Below are 23,964 nucleotides of genomic sequence, written 5' to 3'. Positions count from 1 at the left end.
GTCACCGCTCCAAGTACAGGTGGGACTCCGAGTCGACATCTCGGAGACTCCACAATGTGTCAATCGCTTGGTCGAGGTCTTTGTCTGTGAACGTCCGAAGAAGGGCCGCGTCAGCGTCCCGATCGATACTTCGCCGCTTCGGTGCTTCATACACGAGTTGGGAATTGCCCGCCGCGAGCTGCACCCAGTGGTCGATGATTTCGTCGAGGTCGGCCCTCGTACCGTCCACTTCGTGCTGGGCAACCGAATCAGCTCGAGCCAAGATAAGCGCCTTCAGCTCATTAATTCGAGGCAAGTTCGGGGACACTGCGGCTGCGGCGGTGTTCGGTCGCAGCTGAGGAATCATCAGACGAGCCATCCCGACGAAAACTGCGTGGAGCGCCCGGTCCCGCGCACGAGCGGAGAACGGAGTCACACTGGTCGACTCGACTTGACGGTACAGAGCAGAGTGATACGAGCGGAAATTTTCGTAATGTGAACGGTCTCGAGACCGCGCCGCATTGAAAAGAGTGACCACCAAGCCGGGTTTGCTCCGCCCGACCCGGCTGCTGGCCTGGATGTACTCCGCTGTGGTCTGTGGTTGGCCCATGATCGCCATGAGCCCGAGCCGATCGATGTCGACGCCGACGGAGATCATGTTCGTCGCCAGCACGACATCCATCGCTTCGGCTTTCGGATGAGCGACTTCAAGGCCCTTCAACCTCGCCGGGATGTCACTGGACACGATCCGGCTGGTCAGCTCGGACACGACATCAACGGCCCGGCCTGCCGCTTCCTCGTGATCGTTCAGAAGCACGAGCCGGTCTCGAACGTCGTCTCGGACTTGAAGCTCGGCAGCAGCGAGCAGCCGAAGGCTGTTGAAGTAGCCGACCAGCGTCCAGTAGGCGTCGCGGACTTCGGCGTCACCCTCGGTTTGGCTGGCGCAGTGCAACAACTGGGCATAGGCACGAACCAGAAGCGTCGCCTGACTCGTGTTCGGCGTGATCAGTCCGACGTACAAGCGGGTCGCCTTGTCCTCCCGCGGCACCTCAACGGAGAACCAGGAGTCGCGCGCGTCGAGTCCTGGCGGAGGAAACTGGCTTACCTGACGGTTGAAAAGGTTCTTGGCTTGCATCTGGGCGCGACGGATCGTCGCAGTTGAAGCGACGACTTTCGGCCGCTCGGCGGCCTCGTCCACAACCGTCTCGTAGAGACCCGCAAGGCTTCCTAGCGGACCGGAGATGAGATGGAGTTCGTCTTGCACGATCAGCTCGGGAGGTGCCACGCCCGCGCTTTCCGCGTCGCGGTTGAAGAGAGCGACGACATCTTCTCGCCACGGCATGCGGGCGAACTTGTCGACTGTAGCAATCAGCAGGGTCGGATGGGCCTTGTAGATCATGTCGTCGACCACGTAGCAGGGGATCCCGTCCCGAAACCGGCAATCGACGTTACCGCAGAGGATCTTCATGTCCTTCTCTTCGAGATCCACCTGGTAGTTGTTGGCATCGAGCGAGTGCCCGCACCAGGGACAGTTCCGAAGCTGGACCGGGTTCTTTGTCTGCAGCTGTTCCTGCTTCCGCAGGCGCTTCAGCGATTCCTCGGCCTCCTCAAGCGTGTTCGGGGTGGCAGCGCGACCAACCCACATGCCAAGTGAGATCTCTGCCGTGCCGAGCTCGTGCCGTCTCGGCTTTCGAAGGACTTCCATGGCGCAGATAAGAGCAGCCGCTCGTTCAAACTGCTGCAACGTCAGCAGCCGCAACGTGTACCGCATGATCGCGGTGACGCCCCGCCCAGAGTCACCCTTTCGGATCCTTCGGAGGAAGGTTGCGAATGCGATCAGACCGAGGTACGCCTCGGTCTTGCCGCCGCCGGTCGGGAACCAGAGCAGATCGGCGATGTCCCGGTCGTCGTGCTCCGGATCAGCCATTCCGTCCAAGCACTGGAGAAGAAAGGCGATCTGGAAGGGACGCCATTGCCCGTCCAGTTTCACCTCCCCTACACGGCCTCGCTTGATCCACAACGTTCGACCGCGTTGCAGGGCCATGGCTTCGTTCGCGAACCTGAACGCTCGGAGAACCTCGGGATTCCGTTTCAGCAACCGGACCCCGCTCTCCATCCGCACCCGCGCGGTGGTGCAGCGCCCCAGGTGAGTCCTCGCTACTTCGCGCAGGCCATTAGCGCGAATGGCTTCAGCTTCCGTTTCCCGCTCAGCGATCCACTCGGCATAGCCGTTCACAAGTTCACGCAGGCTCTGGAAGAGTTCTTCGTCCTCCATCGTCGCGAGTTGCTGCATCCCCAGCTGACCGATCGCATCGTTGGAATCGGTCAGCAGGACTTCGTGAGCCGGGACAAAGGTGGTGCGCACCCTTTCGACAGTCGCCTGATCGTTCGGATTTTCCATCATCGCCCTAGGCCCGGGCGCTTTCCAGCACCAGTCGACCGAGCATCCGTGTCCGACGGCGAAGGTCGGAGCGAAGCGGTACAACAGACGAGTTCCTCGCACCTCCTCTTCGTCTCCGCCGCCAGGCCCACGCCGTTCGACGAGAGCGCCGGCTACTTCAATCTCCGGTTGGAAGAAACAGTGGGTGTCCCGTAGCTCTCCTGCTGGAATCCGGTCAACATTGACCAAAGTCGCCGTAACCGATACAGCGCCGCTCCGCGGCGGCCTGATCCTCACTCGCAGCTGAAGATGGTCGGCAACCGACCACTCAGACTGCCCGAGTTGACTGGCGTCGACCGAACAGGAGAACTCAGGAAGCGGCCTGCGCTTCCATCGGACGCCCTGGTCTCCGGTGCTGCGCCGTTCCGACCGCTTCGCTTCGGTCGGACGGCCGGCGAGATCCACCGGGTCGTAAACTGCTGCGCGAACAACGATCCGAACAGTGGCCGAGGTCGTGTGATCGACGGCAAAGGTCATCCCCATGGACGAAGGAGACTGGACGTTGGCCATCGCGACCCCGGTGTCCGGAGGATCATCGTCGGACGTCCCAGTCGAGGTCAGGTCGACATCCGCGACCTGGTTGATGCTCTCTTCCGTGCGAGGGAACAGAATCCCCGCCACATAGGTCGTGATCGGCGGATCAGTGAGGATCTCGTGCTCGGTCCCGTCTCTCGGGCCGACCATATCGCGCCGGAGACCGTCGAGCATCTCGTCGCGGAATCGGTAGTGCTCGTCGTACTCGGACATTACATATCCTCAGGTCCGGTTGTTCCGCCGTACAAGAAAACCCCGAGCCCCGAAACCCGCGGGGCCAACCACACTCCATGCTCCCCGAGACCTGCTTCCGCGCCTGCAGCAGCGCTGCCCACGACAGTCTCGACGGTGTCAATACGAAGACGAGTGATGCGCAGGGGCCAGTTCACCCGATCTCCCCAGCGCAGGAACCGCATGAGGTCTGCGCGGAATCGCCGGGAAACGACGCCGATCGGCCGTCCGTCGTGAAGCACCACGTACTCCGGGCTCTCGTTCCACCCGGACCTGGCATCGCCGGCCAGTTCGATCACAACCTCGTCAGCAGGCCGAACTTCGTCGGACAGGTACTTCTGCAATTCGACAGGATCGGAGATGAAGGCTCTCGTACCGGCTGGCACGTCATGCGCGACATCGCCGCCAGACACCTCCAACCCCAGCCGTCGATTCTTCCAGCCGTACCTTGCCCAGCGGTCGGACGACCTGTCCTTTTTGACTCCAAAGTCGAGGTGGTTGTCGATGCGCAACACGTCGTCTCTGGCCCTGGTCATCGCGACGTACAACATCCGTGCTTCTTCGCCGGAATCCTCGACGAGGCTTTCCCTGGCTGCACCAGGATCCGAAATGACCACCCGGTCAAACTCGAGGCCCTTCGCTCGGTGGAAGGACGACACGGTCAGTGAAGTGGCCAGCTGCTCGGAAAGTTCGTCGGGCAACCTGCCCGACGCAATCGCCGCACGCAGATTCCCAAGGTCGACGCTTCTGTCGAGAGTCCCGCGCGACGATGCGCGCAACAACGACGTCCACGCCCGATCGGAATCGCTGTCCGGCCCGAGAACAGAGGCGGGCACCAAAGCGTCGAAGGTCGACCGCGCCAGCACAATTTCGTTTGAAGACGTGAAAAGCCGCCCGATCCACTTGGGAACCACTCGATCGCGCGCAGACCGCTGGAGGCGGTGCACCACGCCCGCTCGGTGGAGCTCCTCAGATACGAGCATCGACTCGCCGTTCGTACGGCACAAAATTGCAGTAGTGATGTCTGAACGCGACAAAGCTGTCCGGGCGAAATCATCGTAGAGATTGCCGAAAGGCTCAACGTCCAGCAGAGCACCACGGACGTCTGCACGCACCTCAACCGGATCAGCAAGAGCGTTCTGCAGCGCTCCGCCAAAGCGCAAAGCGACTTCCGCAGAGCTGTCTCGGACTCGAAAGTTCTTGTTCAAGGACAGCTCGACCAGCTCTTCGGCGAACAACTCGCGCATCCGTGCGAAGAACCGGTTGGTCTCATACTTCCGTTGCTCCGGATCGGCCACTTGGAACCCGTAGATCGCTTGGGCCGGATCCCCAACGACGGTGAAACCGCACAGGAAACGCTCCAGAACAGACTCCACCATGACTCGTCGATCGCTGACCAAGTCTTGGATCTCGTCGATCACAACGTGCGCGAGATCATCGCAGAACGCGTCGGCCTGTCGCTCCTGCAAGGCTCTCGTCGCCGCGCGGATTCGCTCGTCGAAGGATCTGGCCTGCCAATCCCCGTCCGGATCCACGGCGGTCAGCAGTTCAAGTGCCCACGAGTCGAATGTCCTCGCCCGACAGTGCCGGGCTGCACCTGCCGCTGCAGACAGTCGTGCCTGCAATTCGCGGACTGCCGCCCTCGAAAATGTGAGCACCAGGACTTCGCCTGCTGCAACATTGTTCTGCGTGAGCAGATATTCCAGACGACGTACGAGCGTGTGAGTCTTCCCGGTGCCCGGGCCCGCCGTGACGAGGACCAGTGCGTCAGCCGGCTGCTCTACGACTGCTCGCTGCTCCTCAGTGAGTGCATCGACGATGGTCACTCCTTCTCCCAGAGGTGTTCGAGCCCGGTGAAGGCCAGTTCCTTCTGGTAGTTGGTGATGTTGTCATTGACGTCGAGGATGAGACAGGTCTCTTCCCCGCCATTCTTCGGACCGCGAAGCCCTCGGCCGATCATCTGGGTGTACACATTAGGGCTGTACGTAGGGCGCGCAACAACGACGACCCGAGTCGCGGGCGCGTCGAACCCCTGCGCAAGCACGCCGTAGTTAGTGATCACGCGGATCCGCCGCTGCCGGTATTCCTCGATGATCCTTCGACGCTCTGCCATGGACATTGCCGAGTCGATGGCTCGCGCAACAACTCCCTTGCCAGTCAATCTCGCCGCCATCAGCTTGGCGTGCGCGACCGAGGTCGCGAAGACCAGCACCGGCCAGTCCTTCGGCAATCTTTCGATCTCGGTGAGCAGCATGCGGTTGCGCTCGTCGTCCTGCCCGAGCCGCTTTTCGGCGGTAGAAGGCAGGTATCCCGAGAAGGGAGCCGTGTCCGCAAGCTCTTTGTCCGTCAGCGGCATCGTCGCCCCGGTCAACTCGCGGTGTTGCACCTTCGCCAGCACTCCGAGCTCTTGCAGCTCCGGATATGGGTCGCCCTCGAAAACTCCCTGGTCAAGACGTTCTCCGCCGTAGCGGTCGACCAGTCGCTTTGTCTCCGCGTCGTTGAACCCGCGGAACGGGGTTGCGGTCAACCCGACCAGCGGACGCTCCGTTTTGGCATGCGTGATCCCGAGTGCTTTAAACAACTGGGTATAGCCGGGCGTGATGGAGGTGTGCGCCTCGTCCACTACCACCAATGCCGCGTCGCGAAGCCATTCATATGCAGGTTTTTCAAGGCACTGCAACAGTTTTGCATCCGTCGCGACCACGAGGTGCGCCGTCTCGCGCACTGCGGCAGCACTGTTTCCCGACCACAGCCGACTGATCGTGAGACGTTCGCCGGGACCGACTTTGGACCAGACAAAGCGCCAGCTCTCGACTGCCTGCTCGCACAGTTCGTCCGTCTGCGCGATCCACAGCACCGGCCGCCCTTTCAAGCCGGTTGCCTTGATCAGCCGGATAACGGCCTCTGCGGCGATTCGCGTCTTGCCTGCACCAGTGGGCAAGCACAGCATCCCGCGGCCAGGATCCTGCCTTATGAGAAGCTCGAACATCTTCTCCGCAAGCTTCTCCTGGTACTCGTGCAGCCGCGGGTACTGGCTCGGCCCCTCAACAAACAGCACCGCTTCTCTCGTCTGCTGCGCTCTGATTCCGGCGAAGGATTCCGGCAGCTGCAGATCGTTGACTAGCTGCCGGGACGAACTGTCGCCGCGGAACGACCGGGCGGCTTCCGGGAGCCGCGCCTCGATGTCTTTCGCATGGTGGCGGAGCAGCCCTTCCCCGTGTGCGTCGAGGGCAAGCTGGGCGATCCGCATCTCGTCCGGAGCACGCCCGGTGTCGATTTTGTCGCTTTCCAGGAGACCTTCGGGCAGTTTGCGTTTGAGCGCCTCCGAGCCGATCAACTGCAACGCCTTCTCCTGAAGCGTTGTGGCTGCTCGGATCTTCTTCAGCTGCTCGCCCTCTTGCTGGCGGCGGCGACGTTCGAGGATTGATCGACAACCCTCGATCCCGAGTCCCAGCTTCAACCTACCGTCCACAGCCCGAAGAGCCGAGAGGTCATCGGCCGGGTTGAGGACAAGAACGTCCTTCTCGTTCAACACCACGCGGAGCTGCTCGCTCCGTTCGCCGTTCGGAGTGTGAGTGATCTGTTCGAGTTCGCTGCACCGGACGAGGCGACGACCGTCGATTTTGTCCTTCGCCAGCTGTCGAAGCGGGGGAAACTCATCGACGAGCAGCATAGGCTCCCCCTGCGCAACGTAGCGGATCTCGCGTTCGATGACATCAGCCGCGTTCCGCATCCCCCATCCGTCTATCATGGCCTCGGCCGTGCCGTGGTCAGGGACAAGCAGCGCCGGAACAGACTCCGCAACGAGGATGTCGTAGTCAGTACGCGATGCGGTCACGACGATCTCGTCGTCAGGCAGGTCGCTGGTCCACTTTTCGCCTACCCGGCACCGCGTCATCCATTCGCCGTCAGGGAACTCCGCGGCGATCTCGAACATGACGGCGTAGACCTTGCCCGGGAACTCGTCGTCGTTGCTTCTGTCGACTTCCTCAAGGAGTGTCTTCCATAACCTGGGCTGAAGCTTCTTGATGTCGCTTGCCAGCCGGAGCACCTCTGAGAGATCGTCAGAGACGTCAGCCACGGGGAAGAGTTCGCCGTACTTCCGGAGCCTGGGCCCGACGCTGGCGGAGACCGGGCGGATCCCCTTCCCAGTCCAGACCCGTCCGTGCTTGCGCGACATCCAGACGAACGGCGAGAGCACATCGCGATTGACTGCCTGCGAGCCAGGGACACGGGTGGCCCAGGTCGCGGGAGTTCCAGAACGGGGCGCGGCGCTCATGAATGCTGCGCGTCCTTCGTCGGACAGTTCCTCCAGCAGGTGCAAGGGACCTGCCACCGCCGGGCCGTCGACACGAAGTCGCTTCGATTGTGGACGGGGAGCATCGGCAGGGAGTTTCGCGACGTACTGACGCCAGCAATACTCGCGGTACTCTTCGAACCACGACTCTGATCGGGGATCGACGTCGTCGCGTGGCACCTCGCGCATCCCCAGGTCGCGAAGAACCTTCAAGTCCGGCGCGTGGAAGTCGACGTCGACTGCGATCCCAGCATCCCGGCTGCCGTCTCCTGGCACCACCGGCCCGGGCAAGAGGCAGTCAGCGACCGCTCGAAACGCACCCGACATCGTCCGAACGAGAACCGTCTGGTCGACGTCGCGGACCGATTCTTTCAGTTGCGCGACTACCAGACCTGCGCCCGCCAACCTCGCCGATGCCCAGAACTCGCTCCACCGGAGGTCGTCGTAGCCGTGGAATCCGGCTTCGACGATCGACACGAACCGGCCTGCCGCGTCCGCTTCATGAATGCCGAGCTCATCGAGCGCACTCACCATCCCGAACTGGGCGACGACGCGCTCGTCGACGTAGGAGTTCGTGTCTGCGAGCGAATCGGTCGACACCCTCCGGAAAATGTTCCCAAGAGAAGGTGCGACCATGCCGTGGGACTCGGTCAGGACAATCTTCGCCTTCACCGCTTGGTCGGCAAGAGCGTGCCCGGCACGCAACATCTCGGCGGCGATCCGGATAGCGGTGCCCGAAGCTTCCGGCGTCCCGTCCACGACGAGCGCCTCCAGCCACTCTCGCACCGACGCCACGGGAATCTCCGCCGTCGAATAGATCAGCTCGGCGCTGGCCCTCCGGCGGGGCCGCGCGTGCTCGACCGAGTGGTGAGCCCAATCGGCAGGGCTGCCTGCATAAGTGCGCCAGCCCTCGAGCCATTCCGGGCGCAGAGCGTCGGGATGCAGGTGCACGGACGAGGGCTTGAGCAGCTCGCCTTTCTGGTCGGGCACTGCCGGTTTTCGAGAGGCCCCGTGCCAGATTGCACTGACCAAGGCATCTGACGCCCACTGAGGTTCTTCCCGACCTCGAGCGGGCGCGGCGTCGAGGTACGCAGCCGGATCATCGGGCCTTGCCAGAAGCGGGAACGAGTCGACGACAAGATCGGCAACCGCTTCGATCAGCTCGGTGTTGAACGCATTGCCACCGTAGAGGTTCTGACGGTCCTCGCTCGTCTTCCACGGCGCGTTCACGATGCCGCGCAGAGTGGTTTTGTATTTCGTGGGAAAGTACGCCCAGAATTCGCCCAGCCTCGTATCTCGGCCCGGTCGTGCCGGAACCGCCCAGGAGATGTCGAGCTCAGGACGGTCGTGCAGCTCGCCAGCGGCGAGCAAGGCCCTTTCACTTGGACGGTGCACTCGAGTGAAGACCCGCCAATCAACCGTCGAGCTGGCACCCGACGCCGATTCTTTCTGAATCGTCCGACGATCACCGTCAACGCGCTGGAAGATCTGGCGTTTTTCAACCTTCGCCCGGATGCGGTTCTCCAACGTCACAGTGCCCACATGTGGCGAGAACAGCAGAAACTCGGCGGGAAACGCGTCCAGGTCACGGCCGAGTCCGAGCACTGCGGAGGTGTGCAAGGGCAGCCTGACCACAGTCGTAGCCCAGGACAGCAGCTCGGCAAGGATCGGATCGGACGCCTCGGCACGCTCGCGATCGATCGGCTTTGCCATTCTCAGCACAGGAATGTCGACGACGTCTGGGTGAAGAGCGTGGATCCGAGCGGCAGACCAGTCTTTGTCGAACCCGAAACAACCAGTCGAGCTGTAGAACTCCGGCGAGTCGGAGACACTGAGGACAGACTTCACACCCACGCCGAAGCGACCGATCTGTCCTCCGCGTTTGTGCGAGGAGCTCATCCGCAAGATCGTGTCCGCGCCTTGCGGCGTGATCGGCGCACCCTCGTTGGCACAGTACAGATACATCCCGGTGAGCACGACGCTGATCTCGCCGCCCGGGTGCTCTCGCAGCTCGTCGGCACCATTTTGCACAAGCTCGTAGATCTGTCTGTCGCCGTACCCGCCTTGGGTAATGCGCAGTTCGGCATTTGCATGCTCGCGGATGAGGCCCTGGTCGATCGAGTATGTCTTGAGGACTCGCTCCGACTGCTCCGTCACCACGCGAAGGACTGACGAATCGGCGGAATTCACCGGTAGATCAACTCCAGAAGTCTTCGACCCAAGAAGAGCAGAACTGGCCAGACTACGTCTGAGCCCGAGGAGTGTCAATCCCGAAGTTGAAAGACAGTTGTGGGCACGATTGCCACAGTTGTCTCCGCACTCACCCTCGATCACCCCTCCCCGGGAGTTCGCGAGCAACCGCCCGCCTGTTACAGCGAACGAAAGCAGTTCCCCGACCGTTATATACCCATGTCTGCAACTGCAATCACTGGGCAACAAGGTACGCGTCGAAACCACTCAAAGAGCCGCCCCGACCTGCAATCGGCCGAAATGAAGCACGGGGTGGCAGCCCAGGCTGCCACCCCGCGTAACAGAGGATTCACCCAACGGGTGACTGTTTAAGCTCAGCCGCGGACGGTGAGCCCGACGCGCTGGAACTCCTTCAGGTCCGAGTACCCCGTCTTCGCCATCGCGCGACGCAGCGCGCCGAACAGGTTCACCACGCCCTCCGCGTCCGAGGACGGGCCGAACAGCAGCGTCTTCAGGTCCACCGCGTAGTCCGAGTCCGGGCCGGCCACCACGCGCGAGCGCGGCAGCGACGGGTGCGCCGCCGCGGCGGTCCAGTACAGGCCTTGGCCCGGGGCGTCCGACGCGGTCGCCAGCGGGGCGCCGAGCATGACCGCGTCCGCGCCGCAGGCGATCGCCTTCGCGATGTCGCCGGACGTCGTGATGCCGCCGTCGGCGAGGACGTGCACGTAGCGGCCGCCGGTCTCGTCCAGGTAGTCGCGGCGGGCGGCGGCCGCGTCCACGATCGCCGTCGCCATCGGGGTGCCGATGCCGAGCACGCGGTCGGTGCTGGTGACGCCCTCGGTGTAGCCGTGGCCGACGATGACGCCCGCCGCGCCGGTGCGCATCAGGTGCATCGCAGTGCGGTAGTCGCTCACGCCGCCGGCGATCACCGGCACGTCGAGACGGCCGATGAACTCCTTGAGGTTGAGCGGTTCCGCGTCGCGCTGCACGTGCTCGGCGGAGATGATCGTGCCCTGCACGACCAGGATCTCGACGCCGGCGGCGATCAGGTCCGGAGTCAGCTCGGCGGCGTGCTGCGGGCTGACCCGCGCGGCCACCGTCACGCCCGATTCGCGGACCGTCTTGATCGCCTCGGTCAGCAGGTCGAGCCGGATCGGCGCGGAGTGCAGCTCCTGCAGCTCGCGCACGACCGCGGTCGGGTCCTCGCTGTCCTCGGCCGCGCGGACGAGGCGGAAGATCGCTTCTTCGACGTTCGCGTGCCGGGCCCACAGCCCTTCGGCGTTGAGCACCCCGAGGCCGCCCAGCTCGCCGATCGCCACCGCGGTCCCCGGCGACACGATCGCGTCCGTCGGGTGGGTGACCAGCGGCAAGTCGAACCGGTACGCGTCGATCTGCCAGGCAGTGGACACCACCGACGAGGACCGCGTCCGCCGCGACGGCACGATCTCCACGTCATCGAGGTCATACGCCCGCCGCGCCGTGCGGCCCATGCCGATCTCGACCAGATCCCGCACGTGATGTCCCTTCTCGCGCCTGACGCCTTCGCGGTCCATTGTCGCGAGTCGGCACGGGTGACCTGCGCGCGGGGGACCGTTGCGGTGGCGACAACCACCGGTTGTGCGCGCGGTTGTTTGCCACCGGAGCGGGCGGGTGGTTGGCTGCCCGGCTGAACGAGGGGGACGGATTTGGCGCTGGGCAAGGACTTTCACCGGCTGTGGCTGGCGTACGCGGTCAGCATCGCGGGCACCTATTTCGCCCTCGACGCCTTCTCGATCATCGCGGTGCGGGTGCTGCACAGCAGTGCCGCGCAGGTGTCGTTGCTGGCCGGAGCCGGGCTCGCGGTGGGTTCGCTGGCCGCGCTGCCGCTCGGTCCGTGGGTCGAATTCCGGCGGAAGCGGCCGGTGCTGATCGCGATGGATCTCGTCCGGTTCGCCGCCCTGCTCACGCTGCTGCCCGCGTATCTGCTCGACCTGTTGACCTTCGCCCAGCTCGTGGCGGTGTCGGTGCTCGTGGCGGCGGCGAACATCGCGTTCACCTCGGCGAGCGGCGCGTATCTGAAATCGCTGGCGGCTGGTCCAGACCTGCTCACCGCCAACGGCCGCTTCGAGACGACACTGTGGACCGCGACCGCGCTCGGCCCGCCGGCGGGCGGCGCGGCGATCGGGTTCTTCGGCCCGCTCGCCACTGTGATCCTCGACGCGATCAGCTACTTGCTCTCCGCACTCTCGCTCTCGACGATCCGCACCCGCGAGCCCCAACCGCCCCGGCCCGCCGCCTTCCGCGCGACCGACCTCGTCGAGGGTTGGCGGTATGTGTTCCGGCACGCCCGGCTGCGGATGCTCTTCCTCAGCTCCTGTCTGGTCAACGGCCTGATCATGGCCACCTCGCCGGTGCTGGCGGTGCTGCTGCTCGGCGAACTCGGCCTGCCGACCTGGCAGTACGGGCTCGCGTTCGGCGTCCCGTGCCTCGGCGGCCTGATCGGCTCCCGGCTCGCCCGCCGGCTGGTGCCGCGCTACGGCCGGGTCCGCCTGCTGCCGATCCTCGGCGCGGTGCGGACCTGCTGGGTCGTGCTGCTGGCGTTCGTGCCGCCCGGGATCGGCGGGCTGTTCTGGGTGATGGCGGTGGAGTTCGGCCTGATCATCTGCGCGGCGGCGTACAGCACCGTCCTCGCGACGTATCGGCTCGAAGAGACTGAAGACGGGTACGTGAGCCGGATGTTGTCCGCGTGGCGGATCAGCAACAGCGCCGCCACCGCCGGGTTGACGCTGTTGTGGGGTGTGGTGGCGACATGGCTCGGCACGCGCGGCGCGCTCGGGCTGGCGGGCGCGTTGATGCTGGCGACGCCGTTGCTGCTGCTCGGGTGGAACCGCGCTCAGAACGAGACGCGTGCGGTGGAATCGGTCCGCAGCACGGATTCCTGATCGAACAGGTGCTTGTAATCGGTGCGGATCTGTTCGAGGTCGGCGTTCGCGTGCTGGTTCGTCGGCGGATACAGCACCACGAGCACGATCGAATGCTCGCGGACGACCGCGCCGCCGCCGGACCGCCATTGACCGGTGCCTTCGAGCTGGGTGAAGCCGTCCGGGAACCGCGGCGTGATGTCCTTCGCCGAGAAGTCCGCGAATTCCTTCTCGGTCACTTCGCCGCCGCCGGGCTTGGCGGTGCCGAAGTACAGCTCGGTGCGCTTCCACAGCGAGCTGTCCGGCGAATCCGCCGCGGCCGCCGAAGCCGCCCCTCCCCCGAGCACCATCGCGGCAGCCGCCGTCAGCACGAACCTCCGGGAAAACCGCATTCGCCCGCTCCCCTCGCCGTCACCTGGAGATCCAGTGTGGCGGGAGGATGGAGCGGGCGAACAGGGTCGATCAGCGGGTCGTGTAGTTCGGGGCCTCGACCGTCATGGTGATGTCGTGCGGGTGGCTTTCCTTCAGCCCGGCCGCGGTGATCCGGACCAGCTGCGCCTCCTGCATCGCCGCGATCGTCTCCGCGCCCGCGTAGCCCATGCCCGCGCGCAGACCGCCGACGAGCTGGTGGACGACGTTCGACAGCGGGCCGCGGAACGGGATCCGGCCCTCGATGCCTTCCGGCACCAGCTTGTCCTCGTTGAGCACGTCGTCCTGGGCGTAGCGGTCCTTGGAGTAGGACTTCGCCTGGCCGCGCGACTGCATGGCGCCCAGCGAGCCCATGCCGCGGTAAACCTTGAACTGCTTGCCGTTGACCAGAATCAGGTCGCCCGGCGACTCGGCGGTGCCCGCGAGCAGGCTGCCCAGCATCACGGTCGACGCTCCGGCAGCGATCGCTTTCGCGATGTCGCCGGAGTACTGGATGCCGCCGTCGCCGATCACCGGAACGCCCGCCGGGCGACAGGCCTGGTCAGCCTCGTAGATCGCGGAGATCTGCGGGACGCCCACGCCCGCGACGATCCGCGTGGTGCAGATCGAACCGGGGCCGACGCCGACCTTCACACCGTCCACGCCCGCGTCCACCAGCGCCTGCGCCCCGGCCCGCGTGGCCACGTTGCCGCCGACGATGTCGACGGTCTCGCCCAGTTCCTTCTTCAGCAGCCGCACGGTTTCCACGACCGCGCGCGAGTGGCCGTGCGCGGTGTCGACCATCAGCACGTCCACGCCAGCCTCGGCCAGCGCCATCGCGCGCTTGTGCCCGTCCGGGCCTACGCCGACCGCTGCGCCGACGACGAGGCGGCCGTCCGGGTCCTTCGAAGCCCGCGGGTACTGCTCGGTCTTCACGAAGTCCTTGACCGTGATCAGGCCGCGCAGCTTGCCCGCGCCGTCGACGATCGGCAGCTTCTCGATCTTGTGCCTGCGCAGCAGCCCGAGCGCGGCCTCAGCGGTGACGCCGACCTGCGCGGTCACCAGCGGCGTCCGGGTCATGACCTCGCTCACCAGGCGCGTGTGGTCGACCTCGAACCGCATGTCGCGGTTGGTGATGATGCCCACGAGCGCGCCGGAGGCGTCGGTGACCGGGACGCCGGAGATCCGGAACCGCGCGCACAGCGCGTCGACCTCGGCGAGGGTGTCGTCCGGGGCGCAGGTGACCGGGTCGGTGACCATGCCCGCCTCGGACCGCTTGACGACCTCGACCGCCGCCGCCTGTTCGTCGATCGGGAGGTTGCGCTGCAGCACGCCGATCCCGCCCTGGCGGGCCATGGCGATCGCCATCCGCGCCTCGGTGACCGTGTCCATCGCGGCGGAGACCAGCGGAACGTTGAGCTTGATGTTGCGAGTGAGCTGCGTGCTCGTGTCCACCGCGCTGGGCACCACGTCCGATTCCGCGGGCAGCAGCAGCACGTCGTCGAAGGTCAAGCCGAGCATCGCGAACTTGCTGGGCACTGCGGGGGTGATGCTTTCGCTGGTCATGAGGGGCGAAGGGCCTTCCTGGCGGGAGCGGGCTGGAGTCGCGGGCAGCGGTGCCTGGCGTGGGCCGAGGGTGATCGGACCTTCCCCTCATGATATCCGGGCCGGGGCACTGGCCCGGGTGGGTGGCCCGGCGGGTAGCGTGCAGGCCGTGCCGCACGATGTGTTGCCCCCCGATCCGTTCGCGGACGACCCGGACGATCCGGCCCGGGCCATCCCCGACCCCGACGACCACCTGGAAGAGCCGATCAGCGCGGACGAGCGCACCGAGCTGCTGGCCGACCTGTCCGACCTCGCCGTGTACCAGGCTCTGCTGGAGCCTCGCGGGGTCCGCGGCATCGTGGTCGACTGCGGCGAGTGCGACGAACCCCACTATCACGACTGGACGCTGCTGCGCGCGAGCCTGGAGCAGTTGCTGTCCGACGGCCGGATGCGTCCGCACGAGCCGGCTTTCGACCCGAACCCGACGGACTACGTGAGCTGGGACTACTGCCGCGGGTTCGCGGACGGGGTCACCGCGAACGAAAGCGCGTACTGACTTCTTCGGTCCTGAACAGCGTTGAAAGCTTGAAAGAAGGCCCTGGTGAGTTTGGCCACCAGGGTCTTCTTCGTGTGCGCGGACAAGTTGTCCACAGGAGTTGCCCACAGAGGTGTCGACTTGTGGACAACCTGCTCAACGCCGGTGCTTCGGGCTCTCCGCCAGCGCGATCATCGCCCGCTCGGTCAGATTCGGCCACGGTGGACGGTGCACCACGGCCAGCGTCGCGAGCGCCGCCGCCACGAAGCCGGTGCACGCCCCGATCAGCGCGATCCGGCCCCCGTCGACCGCGGGCGTCCAGGTCACGCCGTCGGAGTCGATCGTGTACAGCCCGACCGCACGCCCCGGCCCGCCTCGGCGGCCTTGCCGGGTGACCGTGATCAGCACTGTCCCGCTGGAGGTCTCGTAGGGATCTCCGAAAACCAGCACCGCGCCTCCCCCCTTGAAACCGGTGAACGAAAAAGGTCCCGGCACTGTCCGTGCCGGGACCTTCGTGAAACCTAGGAACCGCTGGTGCCGTTCGGCGCCTGTACCCCTTGCGACGACTCGTTGCGCGGGCTGCTGCCCGTGCCCGGATCGTTCGGGGTGGCGCTCGGCGACGGCGGCGGCGAACTCGGCGTGGACGTCACCGGCGGAAGCGGCGTCGCCGAGGTGACCGGCGGCGGATTGGTGTGCCCGCCCCCGGTGCCGGGCAGGGACGTCGACTGGCCGGGCGGCTGCGCCGCGCTGCTGACCGGGTCGTGCACCGGCGGAACGGCGGGCGGCGTCGACGGCTTCTGGTCCGCGGGCGGGGCCGTCGGCTGGCCGAGCTGAGCGGCCAGTTCGCGGTGCTGCTGCAGGAGCTGGTTGCGGTTGTCCGCGTCGGTGACCTGGGTGAGCGCGGCCTGCGCGTCGGCGAGCGCGCGCCGGGCGTCCGCGAGCCGGTTGTCGGCCAGCGCCAGGTTCGCCTTCTCCAGGTCGAGCTTCGCCGCGGCGGCGGCCTCGACGGAGCGGGCGTGGTCGGCGTAGAGCACCTTCGTGAGGCCCCACAGCGTGTCGCCGGGCTGCGCGTCGCGCGCGGCGAGACCGGTGCCGGTGAAGGCGATCGCGGCGGCGGCGCACGCGGCGGCCACCGGCACGAGATAGCGGCGGCGACGGCCGCGGCTTTGGTACTTGCGCGCCAGCGTGGCGGTCCTCACCGTGGTGACCGCAGTGTCGACGTCGACCAGCTCAGCGAGCGGTTCGCTGTCGATGTCGCGGCGCCACGCGAGCAGCAGCGCGTTCAGTTCCTGGTCCCCGAGCCCGTCGGCGACAGCCGGATCGGTCCCGCCGAGCGCGTCGAGCAGCGCGTCGTCGGCCTGGATGGCCGTCAGGTCGCCGTCGGCTTCCGCTTCGTACCCGGTCAGGCCGCTGGCCTGCGCGGAAGGTGACAGGTCTCTGTCCCGGTCTTCGCGATCGGTCACTCAGATCACCTCCTCGGCGGCAAGCACCTTGCGCAGCCGGGCGAGCGCCCGGTGCTGGGCGACGCGGACGGCGCCCGGCGTGGAACCGACGGCTTCCGCCGTCTCCTCCGCCGACAGTCCGACCACGACCCGCAGAACAACGATTTCCCGCTGTTTGTCCGGCAGCACCTGCAGCAACTGCGCCATCCGCTCGTTCAGCTCACCCTGCAGAGCACGTTGCTCCGGGCCGACGCCGCCCTCGATCTCGTCGGGGATCTCGGCGACCGGCTCCGCCCGGTTGCGCGCCGCGGCGCGGTGCGCGTCGGCAACCTTGTGCTGGGCGATGCCGTAGACGAACGCCAGGAAAGGGCGGCCCTGGTCACGGTACGAAGGCAATGCCGTGAGCACCGCGAGACACACCTCCTGCGCAACGTCGTCTGCCGAAGCGAACGAACGCTCCTGCCTGCCAACCCTGGCGCGGCAATACCGCACCACAAGGGGACGAATGGCGGCCAGCAACCGCTCCACTGCCTGAGGGTCTCCCTCGACAGCGGCGGCGACCGGCTCGTCCAGTCCATCCCCCACAGTGGCCATCGCAGACAACAGTCCCAGCGTTACGTGTAGGTGCGCAAAGAATCCGGCGCGTGGTCGTCCCGGTCCTGCGCCGGTCACAGCTACCGTACCGTCGGAGTCCTACCAGACAACCGCCAGAGGTGGCGACCGGCGCGCCGGGCGCGGCCGGACGGCGATTGTCGCAGGCAGACGGGCTGGGGCAGTGCCGTCACGCGGTGGGGACGCGGGCGAGGCACGCGGAGCAGGGGCCAGGACAACAGGTACGGGCCAGGGCTTGGCTGCCCTGGCCCGTTCGTCACCGCGGGAATCGGATCGGAAGTCCCGTACTGGCTTGCTCTGCCTCGGTCAGGACACGAGACCGCGGCGGAAGCCGTGCGCCACGGCCTGCGCGCGGTCGCGGACGCCGAGCTTGCGGAACAGCCGCCGCGCGTGCGTCTTGACCGTGTCCTCGGAGAGGTACAGCTCGCGGCCGATCTGGCCGTTGCTCTTGCCCTGGCTCATGCCGCGCAGCACCTGCAGCTCGCGCTCGGTGAGCTGCACGCCCGGGTCGGACGGCTGCCGCGGCGCGGGCACCGAGGTGCTGGCCAGGGTGTGCGCCAGCGCGGCGACCAGTTCGGGCCGCGAGGCGTCCCAGCGCAGGTAGCCGCGCGCTCCGCCGGCGATGGCGGCCGCGATGCTGCCCGCGTCGTCCGGGGCGCCGAAGACGATGACGTTCGCCTGGGGGTTCGCGGAGACGAGCCGGCGGGTTGCCTCGACGCCTGTCGGGACCGCGCGTTGCGTCCCGACCAGCACGACGTCGACCGGCTGACGGGTGTACCGGGCCAGCAGCTCGTCACCGTGCGCTACGCAGTCGATGCGACTGACCCCAGGCACCGCGGACATCACACGGGTGAGCCCTTCGCGGACACTGCGTCGGTCGTCGCAGATCAAGACCGTCGTCACGGGGTTTCCTTCCTGCAGCCGGGTGACATTCCACTTCCCCTATCGGACGCTTTAGTCCGAACCTTGACACGATCCGGTGGCTTTTTTTGAAGTTTCTTAGCCCGGATGCCGGAACGCCCGTTCCCGCAGGCCTACCCGGGTCCGACGGGCACCCACGGCGATTCGTGTGCGATGCGCATCACGCAAGGATCCGCGTGCCGTAACACTGCGTGCAACACCTGGCGACTCCTGAATCGATACTCCTCGGCCCGGTCGGGCTCCAGATCAGCGGCGACGCGAGTGGCCACCCAATTAAGTGAATCGAGTTCATATTTTTCGCCGTCCGCGACGGCGGTGCGGATGAGTTCCCGGGCACCGCTTTGCCCGGCGGCGAGCAGGGCGACGCCAAAGACGATGCCGGACTTCACGACGTGTCGCTGAGCGTGACGGGCGACGGCTGTCTCATAGGCGAGGCGGGCCGGGGCGACGGCTGCTTCGGGTTGTCCGTCGGCGAGTTCGATCTCCGCGCCCACCCAGCCGCCCCGAACGGTCGCCCGCCAGCGACGGTCCGCCTGGGCCGCCCGGACGGCCAGCCGGCGGGCGGCGGAGATGCGGCCGAGGGCGAGGTTGTCGGCGGCCAGTCCCAGGAGGGCGTCGGCTCTCGCGCCTTGGCGATCCAGGCCGTTGGGATCTTCGGTGGGGGCGCTGTCTCGGCTCGCGGATGAAGCGTTGGAGCTCGCGGTGGCGGGCAGCGGGGACGGTGTTGGGGAGTCGGTAGCTGCCAAGCCGCCTGCCAGTCCCGGGGCGTCGCCAGCCCCTCGCTCCCCCATTCCGCGCAGCCCGACTACCAGCAGCGCCTCCCCGTCCAGCTTCCGCGCCGCCAGGTGTCCGCCCAGTTGCCGTCGATGCGACGCGAGCGTGCTCGCCGCCAATGAGGCCGTCAGCGGATCTCGGCCGCGCCGGAGCGGGTCGAGCAAGGCCGCGGCCGCCGCGTATTGGCCGCGGGCACCCAGCACGATCGCCGCCAGGAGGCGTTGCCTTGGCGTGCCGTCGCGAGGTATCGAGTCCGCCGGCCCGGCGTCCGAGCCGAACGCGAGGGCCGTCAGCGCTTCTTCGTCCACCTCACCTTTCTAGCGTGGAGCACCGACAAGAACGTGCTCCACGCGGTCGGCCGCCGCGGGAAGGTCCGCGAGCAGCTCAACCTTCGGCGGCAGCAACGCCGGATCCCAGCCGGGGCCGCAAGCGAACAGGCGCGTCCGCTGCCGTCCGCGAGACACGCGCGCGAAGAGCCGAGGGTCCGCGTTCGCCCGATTCGCCCACAGCACCACCGCGGCGGGCGCGCTCCGCCTTACCGCGACTGCCAGCACTTCTTGTGGCAGCGCGAGACCGAAGAGCTGCGCGCCGATCCGACGTCCCGCGAGAGCGGCCGCGAGCGCGTACACCGGCATGTTGTCCCGTTCGTCCGGCACGCACGCGAGAAGGACCGGCCGTTGGTTGCGAGGCTCGTCGAGGACCGGCGTCGCGCGCACTAAAGCCGCGTACACGCACTCGGCAAGCAGGTACTCCACTTCAGCGCCCGCGTGCACGCCTCGCCATCGCGCGCCGAGCGCGGTGAGGACTGGGTCAATAACGCCAGTCCACGCCTGAAGCACGCCTAGCTCGCAGATGGCGTCGACAAGCATTCGCTGCACCGCGCCGACGTCCATTGCCAACGCCGCAGTGCTCAGTCGACGCGCGAGTCGCGAAGGGACTTCGACGTCGTCAGCAGCAGACTTCGCCTCCGTCGCTTCAGCGGGCTCCGCAGGCGCTGGCACGAAGTCCGCGCGCGGCATCTGCTCTAACGCGTACTGCGCGGCCTCCGCCGTTGAAGCGCCGCGAAGGAGCGCGCGCTGCATAAGTTCGAGACGGCCGATGTCGGAGCTGCCGTAGCGGCGATGTCTGCCGTCGGTGTGGCGACTGGGGCCAAGGCCGTAGCGCCGGTCCCAAGTACGCAGGGTGGACGGCGCGACACCGAGCCGGCGGGCGACCGAGGCCACCGGCAGGGTGGGTTCTCCATCGCCTGATCCGGATCCCACCCGGTCAATATCCAGCCAGCTCGCAGTAACGGCAACCCGAGCCAAAAGCCCAGCTCACACATCTGGGGGATGCCTAACGGCTGAATCGCCGCCGATCTATTGAACAACTATTGGCGCGCTTCTAACGTTACCGCCGTTGCACCGAATGGAGTATCGGCACCACAGCAGAGCAGCTAATGGCATCGACCGGATGACGGAGGCGGTCAGGATGGCAGACACGCGCAGGCTCCCCGGCCCCAACGCAGACATGTGGGACTGGCAGCTGGAGGGGTCGTGCCGGGGGATGGACAGCGGATCCTTCTTCCACCCGGACGGAGAGCGGGGACCGGCGAGGGCGCGGCGCGAGGCCAGGGCCAAGGCGATCTGCCTGTCGTGCCCGGTGCTGGAGATGTGCCGCAAGCACGCGCTCGCCGTGCACGAGCCCTACGGCATCTGGGGCGGGCTGTCCGAATCGGAACGAGACCACATCATCAAACAGGACAAACGCGCGTTGACCATGGCGCACATCTGACTTTTCTCACGGCGCGGAAGGGGCGGTGTCCACAGTGGACGCCGCCCCTCCACCGTTTCCGGGCCACATCGACAGTGCCAGGTCGATCACGGTCATCATCGAGTCGAGGCTGACGCCGTCGCGCGCCTGCATGGTCAGTCCATAAAAGACAGTCGCGTACAGCGCGCCGAGCGCGTCAATGTCCACAGTGGCCGCGAGTTCGCCTTCTTCCACTCCGCGACGAAGGCGCTCGCGAAGCGCGCGTCGCACGTTGTCGCGCGAAGCAGCGAGAAACTCCCACACGGACGCGTTGGCCGGCGTGCAGTTGGTGGCCGCGAGAACGACCATGCATCCCTTGGGGTGTCCGGGTTCCACGTACGCGCAAGCGTTGTTGCGAAGCATCGCTTCGACCGCCGCGCGCGCTGTCGGTTCTTCGGTCAGCGCGCGCATCGTGTGCCGCCCGTGCGCGGATTGGTAGTGCTCGACTGCTTCGCGGAACAGTGACTCCTTGTCCCCGAAGGCCGCGTACAGGCTTGGCGGCTTGATCCCCATCGCCGCAGTCAGCTCCGCGAGCGACGCGCCGTCGTAACCGCGCTCCCAGAACACCAACATGGCCTGTGTGAGCGCCTGCTCGCGGTCGAACGCGCGCGGGCGGCCGCGGGGTGACATGGACCACCTTCTTTAGCGAGCGATACAGAATCCTTGACCTCGCCCATCGTACGCGGCTATTTATTTAGCTATCACTACAGAAAGAGGTGGGGGGGCATGGGCACCCTGGACGGCAAGGTCGCACTGGTCACCGGCGGAAGCCGCGGGATCGGCGCGGCGATCGCACTCCGGCTGGCCGAGGACGGCGCGGACGTCGCGATCACCTACGAACGCGCCGCGGACCGGGCGGCGGACGTGGTCGCGTCCATCGAAAAACTCGGCCGGCGCGGTCTTGCGCTGCAGGCGAACGCCACCGACTCCGACGCCGTGACCAGCGCGGTCGACCGGACCGCGGCTGACCTGGGCGGACTGGACGTGCTGGTGAACAACGCCGGAGTGTTCGAGGTGGCGCCGGTCGACGAACTGACGCCGGAGGCGATCGACCGCACGCTGGCGATCCACGTAAAGGCCCCGCTGGTGGCGGCCGGGGCAGCAGTGCGGCACATGACGCGAGGCGGCCGGATCGTGACGATCGGCAGCGACCTGGCCGAGCGCATGCCGTTCGTCGGAATGAGCCTGTACGCGGCGAGCAAGTCGGCCGTGGTCGGGATGACCAAGGGCCTGGCGCGAGACCTGGGACCCCGCGGAATCACGGCGATGGTGGTCCACCCGGGCTCGACGGACACCGAGATGAACCCGGCGGACGGGCCGCATTCCGGTGACCAGCTGGCGCATATCGCGTTGGGGCACTACGGAAATCCGGCGGACATCGCGGCCGCGGTGTCGTACCTGGCGGGGCCGGACGGGCGGTATCTGACGGGGACTTCGATCACGGTGGATGGCGGGTTCACTGCCTGATCGTCTTGTTGGGAGGCCGCGGTTTCCGGACCGCGGCTTTCACCCCAAGGCATCCACAGCGAATCCAGCCCAAGCGCCACCGCCAGGTCTCGAATTCCCTTTTCCGTAACACCGCACCAAAAAAGCGGGGCGGCACTCCCCCCAAAGGGAAGCACCGCCCCGCCAAAGACGCAGCCGGAACTACATCAGTGCGAGTGGCCGTGGCCGTGTCCGGCGTCCGGCTCCTCCTCGACCGGCTTCTCGACCACGGAGCTTTCCGTGGTGAGCACCAGCCGGGCGATGGACGCCGCGTTCGCGACGGCCGAGCGGGTCACCTTGACCGGGTCGACGATGCCGCCCGCGATCAGGTCGGTCAGTTCGCCGGTGGCCGCGTTGAATCCCTGGCCCCAGGTCTGTTCCTTGACCTTGTTCACGATGACCGCGCCCTCGTGGCCCGCGTTCGTCGCGATCCAGTGCAGCGGGGCGGTGAGCGCGTCGCGGACGATCGCGACGCCGGTCGCCTCGTCGCCGGTCAGGCCGAGGTTGCCCTCAAGCTCCTTGACCGCGTGCACCAGCGCCGAACCACCGCCGGGCAGGATGCCCTCTTCGACGGCCGCCTTGGTCGAAGCCACGGCGTCCTCGATGCGGTGCTTGCGCTCGTTCAGCTCGGTCTCGGTGGCCGCGCCGACCTTGATCACGGCCACGCCGCCGCCGAGCTTCGCGAGCCGCTCCTGCAGCTTTTCGCGGTCCCAGTCGGAGTCGGTGGTCTCGATCTCCTTGCGGATCTGCGCGGTCCGGGCGGCGATGTCGTCCTTCGTCCCCGCGCCGTCGACGATCGTCGTGTCGTCCTTGGTGACGACGACCCGGCGGGCCTTGCCCAGCGAGCTGAGGTCGACCTCGGACAGCTTGCGGCCGATCTCCGCGGAGATGACCTCGCCGCCGGTCACGACGGCCAGGTCGTCCAGGAACGCCTTGCGGCGGTCGCCGAAGAACGGGGCCTTGACCGCGACCGCGGTGATCGTCTTGCGCAGCGAGTTCACCACGAGGGTGGACAGCGCCTCGCCGTCGACGTCCTCGGCGATGATCAGCAGCGGCTTCTTCGCCTCGACGACCTTCTCCAGCACCGGGAGCAGGTCGGCCAGCGCCGAGATCTTCTCGCGGTGCAGCAGGATGTAGGCGTCCTCGAGGGTCGCCTTCTGGTCCTCCGGGTTGGTCGCGAAATGCGCCGACAGGAAGCCCTTGTCGAACTGGACGCCCTCGGTGATCACGAGCTCGGTCGCCAGCGTGGACGACTCCTCGATGGTGATCACGCCGTCCTCGCCCACGCGCTCGACGGCCTCGCCGAGCAGCGCGCCGATCGCCGCGTCACGCGAGGTGACGGTGCCGACCTGGGCGATGTTGTCGCGGCCCTTGACCGGGGTGGCCTTGGCCTTGAGGACCTCGATGACCTTGTCCGCGGCCGCCTCGATGCCCTTGCCGACCGAGGTCGGGTTGGCGCCGGCGGCGACGTTGCGCAGGCCGTGCTTGACCAGCGACTGGGCCAGCACCGTGGCGGTGGTGGTGCCGTCGCCGGCGACGTCGTTGGTCTTGGTGGCGACGCTCTTGGCGAGCTGCGCGCCGAGGTTCTCGAACGGGTCGTCGAGCTCGATCTCGCGAGCGACGGTGACGCCGTCGAGGGTGATCGTCGGGCCGCCGAACTTCTTGTCGAGGACGACGTGGCGACCGCGCGGGCCGAGGGTGACCTTGACCGCGTCGGCGAGCTTGTTCACCCCGCGCTCGAGCGCGCGACGAGCGTCCTCGTCGAAACTGATCTGCTTGGGCATAACGCTTTCCGCTTACCTTTCGGTTGTCGTGCGACGCAAAACGCCCCGCACCCCGGCATGAGCGGGGCCCGGGGCGTCCTTGCGCTGCGAGTGACG

The 23,964-nt window shown here is 66.8% G+C and carries 18 protein-coding genes; 4 read left to right on the top strand and 14 right to left on the bottom strand.

All coding sequences use genetic code 11. From position 1 onward, the window contains the following. Window position 1: 1 nt before the first annotated feature. The 4 genes from ABD156_RS11310 to ABD156_RS11295 form a co-directional block, all read right to left on the bottom strand. The gene (locus ABD156_RS11310) at window positions 2-3,166 is read right to left on the bottom strand and encodes a helicase-related protein (protein WP_344270401.1); all 3,165 of its coding nucleotides are present in this window, start codon (window positions 3,164-3,166) and stop codon (window positions 2-4) included. Then, window positions 3,166-5,010, bottom strand: coding sequence for a UvrD-helicase domain-containing protein (locus ABD156_RS11305; RefSeq protein ID WP_344270397.1), 1,845 nt, complete (start codon window positions 5,008-5,010; stop codon window positions 3,166-3,168). Before ABD156_RS11305 ends, ABD156_RS11310 begins: the two co-directional genes overlap by 1 nt. Next, the gene (locus ABD156_RS11300; protein WP_344270395.1) at window positions 5,007-9,641 is read right to left on the bottom strand and encodes a DEAD/DEAH box helicase family protein; all 4,635 of its coding nucleotides are present in this window, start codon (window positions 9,639-9,641) and stop codon (window positions 5,007-5,009) included. Before ABD156_RS11300 ends, ABD156_RS11305 begins: the two co-directional genes overlap by 4 nt. A 404-nt stretch (window positions 9,642-10,045) precedes the next feature. Then, a complete protein-coding gene (locus ABD156_RS11295) occupies window positions 10,046-11,185 on the bottom strand; it encodes a GuaB3 family IMP dehydrogenase-related protein (RefSeq protein ID WP_344270733.1) in 1,140 nt (379 codons plus the stop codon). Window positions 11,186-11,356: 171 nt separating this feature from the next. Here ABD156_RS11295 and ABD156_RS11290 point away from each other — a divergent pair, with 171 nt between their 5' ends. Then, window positions 11,357-12,592 (top strand): MFS transporter, encoded by a 1,236-nt coding sequence (locus ABD156_RS11290; RefSeq protein ID WP_344270393.1) that lies wholly within the window; start codon window positions 11,357-11,359, stop codon window positions 12,590-12,592. On the opposite strand, the gene ABD156_RS11285 is transcribed toward ABD156_RS11290, so the two are convergent. Together ABD156_RS11285 and guaB are read right to left on the bottom strand one after the other, a co-directional pair. Continuing rightward, window positions 12,544-12,963, bottom strand: coding sequence for a DUF3574 domain-containing protein (locus ABD156_RS11285; RefSeq protein WP_344270389.1), 420 nt, complete (start codon window positions 12,961-12,963; stop codon window positions 12,544-12,546). The genes ABD156_RS11290 and ABD156_RS11285 overlap by 49 nt on opposite strands. 70 nt (window positions 12,964-13,033) lie before the next feature. Continuing rightward, window positions 13,034-14,545 carry an IMP dehydrogenase gene (guaB, locus tag ABD156_RS11280; protein WP_344270386.1) on the bottom strand — a complete coding sequence of 504 codons (1,512 nt, stop codon included), beginning with the start codon at window positions 14,543-14,545 and terminating at the stop codon, window positions 13,034-13,036. Window positions 14,546-14,684: 139 nt separating this feature from the next. Between guaB and ABD156_RS11275 the strand changes: the two genes are divergently transcribed. Next, a complete protein-coding gene (locus ABD156_RS11275) occupies window positions 14,685-15,080 on the top strand; it encodes a DUF5319 domain-containing protein (protein ID WP_009072430.1) in 396 nt (131 codons plus the stop codon). A 135-nt stretch (window positions 15,081-15,215) separates the two neighbouring features. Here the strand turns inward: ABD156_RS11275 and ABD156_RS11270 are convergent, their stop codons facing one another. The 6 genes from ABD156_RS11270 to ABD156_RS11245 all read right to left on the bottom strand — a co-directional run bounded on the left by ABD156_RS11270 (window position 15,216) and on the right by ABD156_RS11245 (window position 20,031). After that, a complete protein-coding gene (locus ABD156_RS11270) occupies window positions 15,216-15,509 on the bottom strand; it encodes a hypothetical protein (protein WP_344270383.1) in 294 nt (97 codons plus the stop codon). A gap of 71 nt (window positions 15,510-15,580) precedes the next feature. After that, window positions 15,581-16,522: an anti-sigma-D factor RsdA gene (locus ABD156_RS11265; RefSeq protein ID WP_344270381.1), complete on the bottom strand. Its 942-nt coding sequence runs from the start codon at window positions 16,520-16,522 to the stop codon at window positions 15,581-15,583. Then, window positions 16,523-17,095, bottom strand: a complete 573-nt coding sequence (locus ABD156_RS11260; protein WP_009072423.1) for a sigma-70 family RNA polymerase sigma factor — start codon at window positions 17,093-17,095, stop codon at window positions 16,523-16,525. It abuts the gene before it with no gap. A gap of 324 nt (window positions 17,096-17,419) precedes the next feature. Continuing rightward, window positions 17,420-18,016: a response regulator transcription factor gene (locus ABD156_RS11255; RefSeq protein ID WP_020662719.1), complete on the bottom strand. Its 597-nt coding sequence runs from the start codon at window positions 18,014-18,016 to the stop codon at window positions 17,420-17,422. 131 nt (window positions 18,017-18,147) lie between these two features. Beyond that, on the bottom strand, window positions 18,148-19,116 hold the full coding sequence (locus ABD156_RS11250) for a hypothetical protein (protein ID WP_344270374.1): 969 nt from the start codon (window positions 19,114-19,116) through the stop codon (window positions 18,148-18,150). A gap of 9 nt (window positions 19,117-19,125) precedes the next feature. Further along, the gene (locus ABD156_RS11245) at window positions 19,126-20,031 is read right to left on the bottom strand and encodes a MerR family transcriptional regulator (protein ID WP_344270731.1); all 906 of its coding nucleotides are present in this window, start codon (window positions 20,029-20,031) and stop codon (window positions 19,126-19,128) included. Between the two features lie 247 nt (window positions 20,032-20,278). Between ABD156_RS11245 and ABD156_RS11240 the strand changes: the two genes are divergently transcribed. Beyond that, the gene (locus ABD156_RS11240) at window positions 20,279-20,581 is read left to right on the top strand and encodes a WhiB family transcriptional regulator (protein WP_037816439.1); all 303 of its coding nucleotides are present in this window, start codon (window positions 20,279-20,281) and stop codon (window positions 20,579-20,581) included. Window positions 20,582-20,587: 6 nt separating this feature from the next. Here ABD156_RS11240 and ABD156_RS11235 read toward each other — a convergent pair whose 3' ends face one another. After that, window positions 20,588-21,229, bottom strand: a complete 642-nt coding sequence (locus ABD156_RS11235) for a TetR/AcrR family transcriptional regulator (RefSeq protein ID WP_344270368.1) — start codon at window positions 21,227-21,229, stop codon at window positions 20,588-20,590. A 96-nt stretch (window positions 21,230-21,325) separates the two neighbouring features. Here ABD156_RS11235 and ABD156_RS11230 point away from each other — a divergent pair, with 96 nt between their 5' ends. Then, window positions 21,326-22,066 (top strand): SDR family NAD(P)-dependent oxidoreductase, encoded by a 741-nt coding sequence (locus tag ABD156_RS11230; RefSeq protein WP_344270365.1) that lies wholly within the window; start codon window positions 21,326-21,328, stop codon window positions 22,064-22,066. Window positions 22,067-22,251: 185 nt separating this feature from the next. Here ABD156_RS11230 and groL read toward each other — a convergent pair whose 3' ends face one another. Next, window positions 22,252-23,868: a chaperonin GroEL gene (gene groL / locus ABD156_RS11225; protein ID WP_344270362.1), complete on the bottom strand. Its 1,617-nt coding sequence runs from the start codon at window positions 23,866-23,868 to the stop codon at window positions 22,252-22,254. Between the last annotated feature and the right edge of the window lie 96 nt (window positions 23,869-23,964).

The organism is Amycolatopsis albidoflavus (genome assembly GCF_039525725.1).
Classification (GTDB): domain Bacteria; phylum Actinomycetota; class Actinomycetes; order Mycobacteriales; family Pseudonocardiaceae; genus Amycolatopsis; species Amycolatopsis albidoflava.
This window is presented reverse-complemented; position numbering and strand designations above follow the sequence as displayed.

Bases quoted from the DNA above. Each gene is read 5' to 3' on its own strand.
- ABD156_RS11310 (WP_344270401.1), bottom strand. From the start codon at position 3,166: ATGTCCGAGTACGACGAGCACTACCGATTCCGCGACGAGATGCTCGAC.
- ABD156_RS11285 (WP_344270389.1), bottom strand. From the start codon at position 12,963: ATGCGGTTTTCCCGGAGGTTCGTGCTGACGGCGGCTGCCGCGATGGTG.
- guaB (WP_344270386.1), bottom strand. From the start codon at position 14,545: ATGACCAGCGAAAGCATCACCCCCGCAGTGCCCAGCAAGTTCGCGATG.
- ABD156_RS11260 (WP_009072423.1), bottom strand. From the start codon at position 17,095: ATGGCCACTGTGGGGGATGGACTGGACGAGCCGGTCGCCGCCGCTGTC.
- ABD156_RS11240 (WP_037816439.1), top strand. From the start codon at position 20,279: ATGGCAGACACGCGCAGGCTCCCCGGCCCCAACGCAGACATGTGGGAC.
- ABD156_RS11235 (WP_344270368.1), bottom strand. From the start codon at position 21,229: ATGTCACCCCGCGGCCGCCCGCGCGCGTTCGACCGCGAGCAGGCGCTC.
- ABD156_RS11230 (WP_344270365.1), top strand. From the start codon at position 21,326: ATGGGCACCCTGGACGGCAAGGTCGCACTGGTCACCGGCGGAAGCCGC.
- groL (WP_344270362.1), bottom strand. From the start codon at position 23,868: ATGCCCAAGCAGATCAGTTTCGACGAGGACGCTCGTCGCGCGCTCGAG.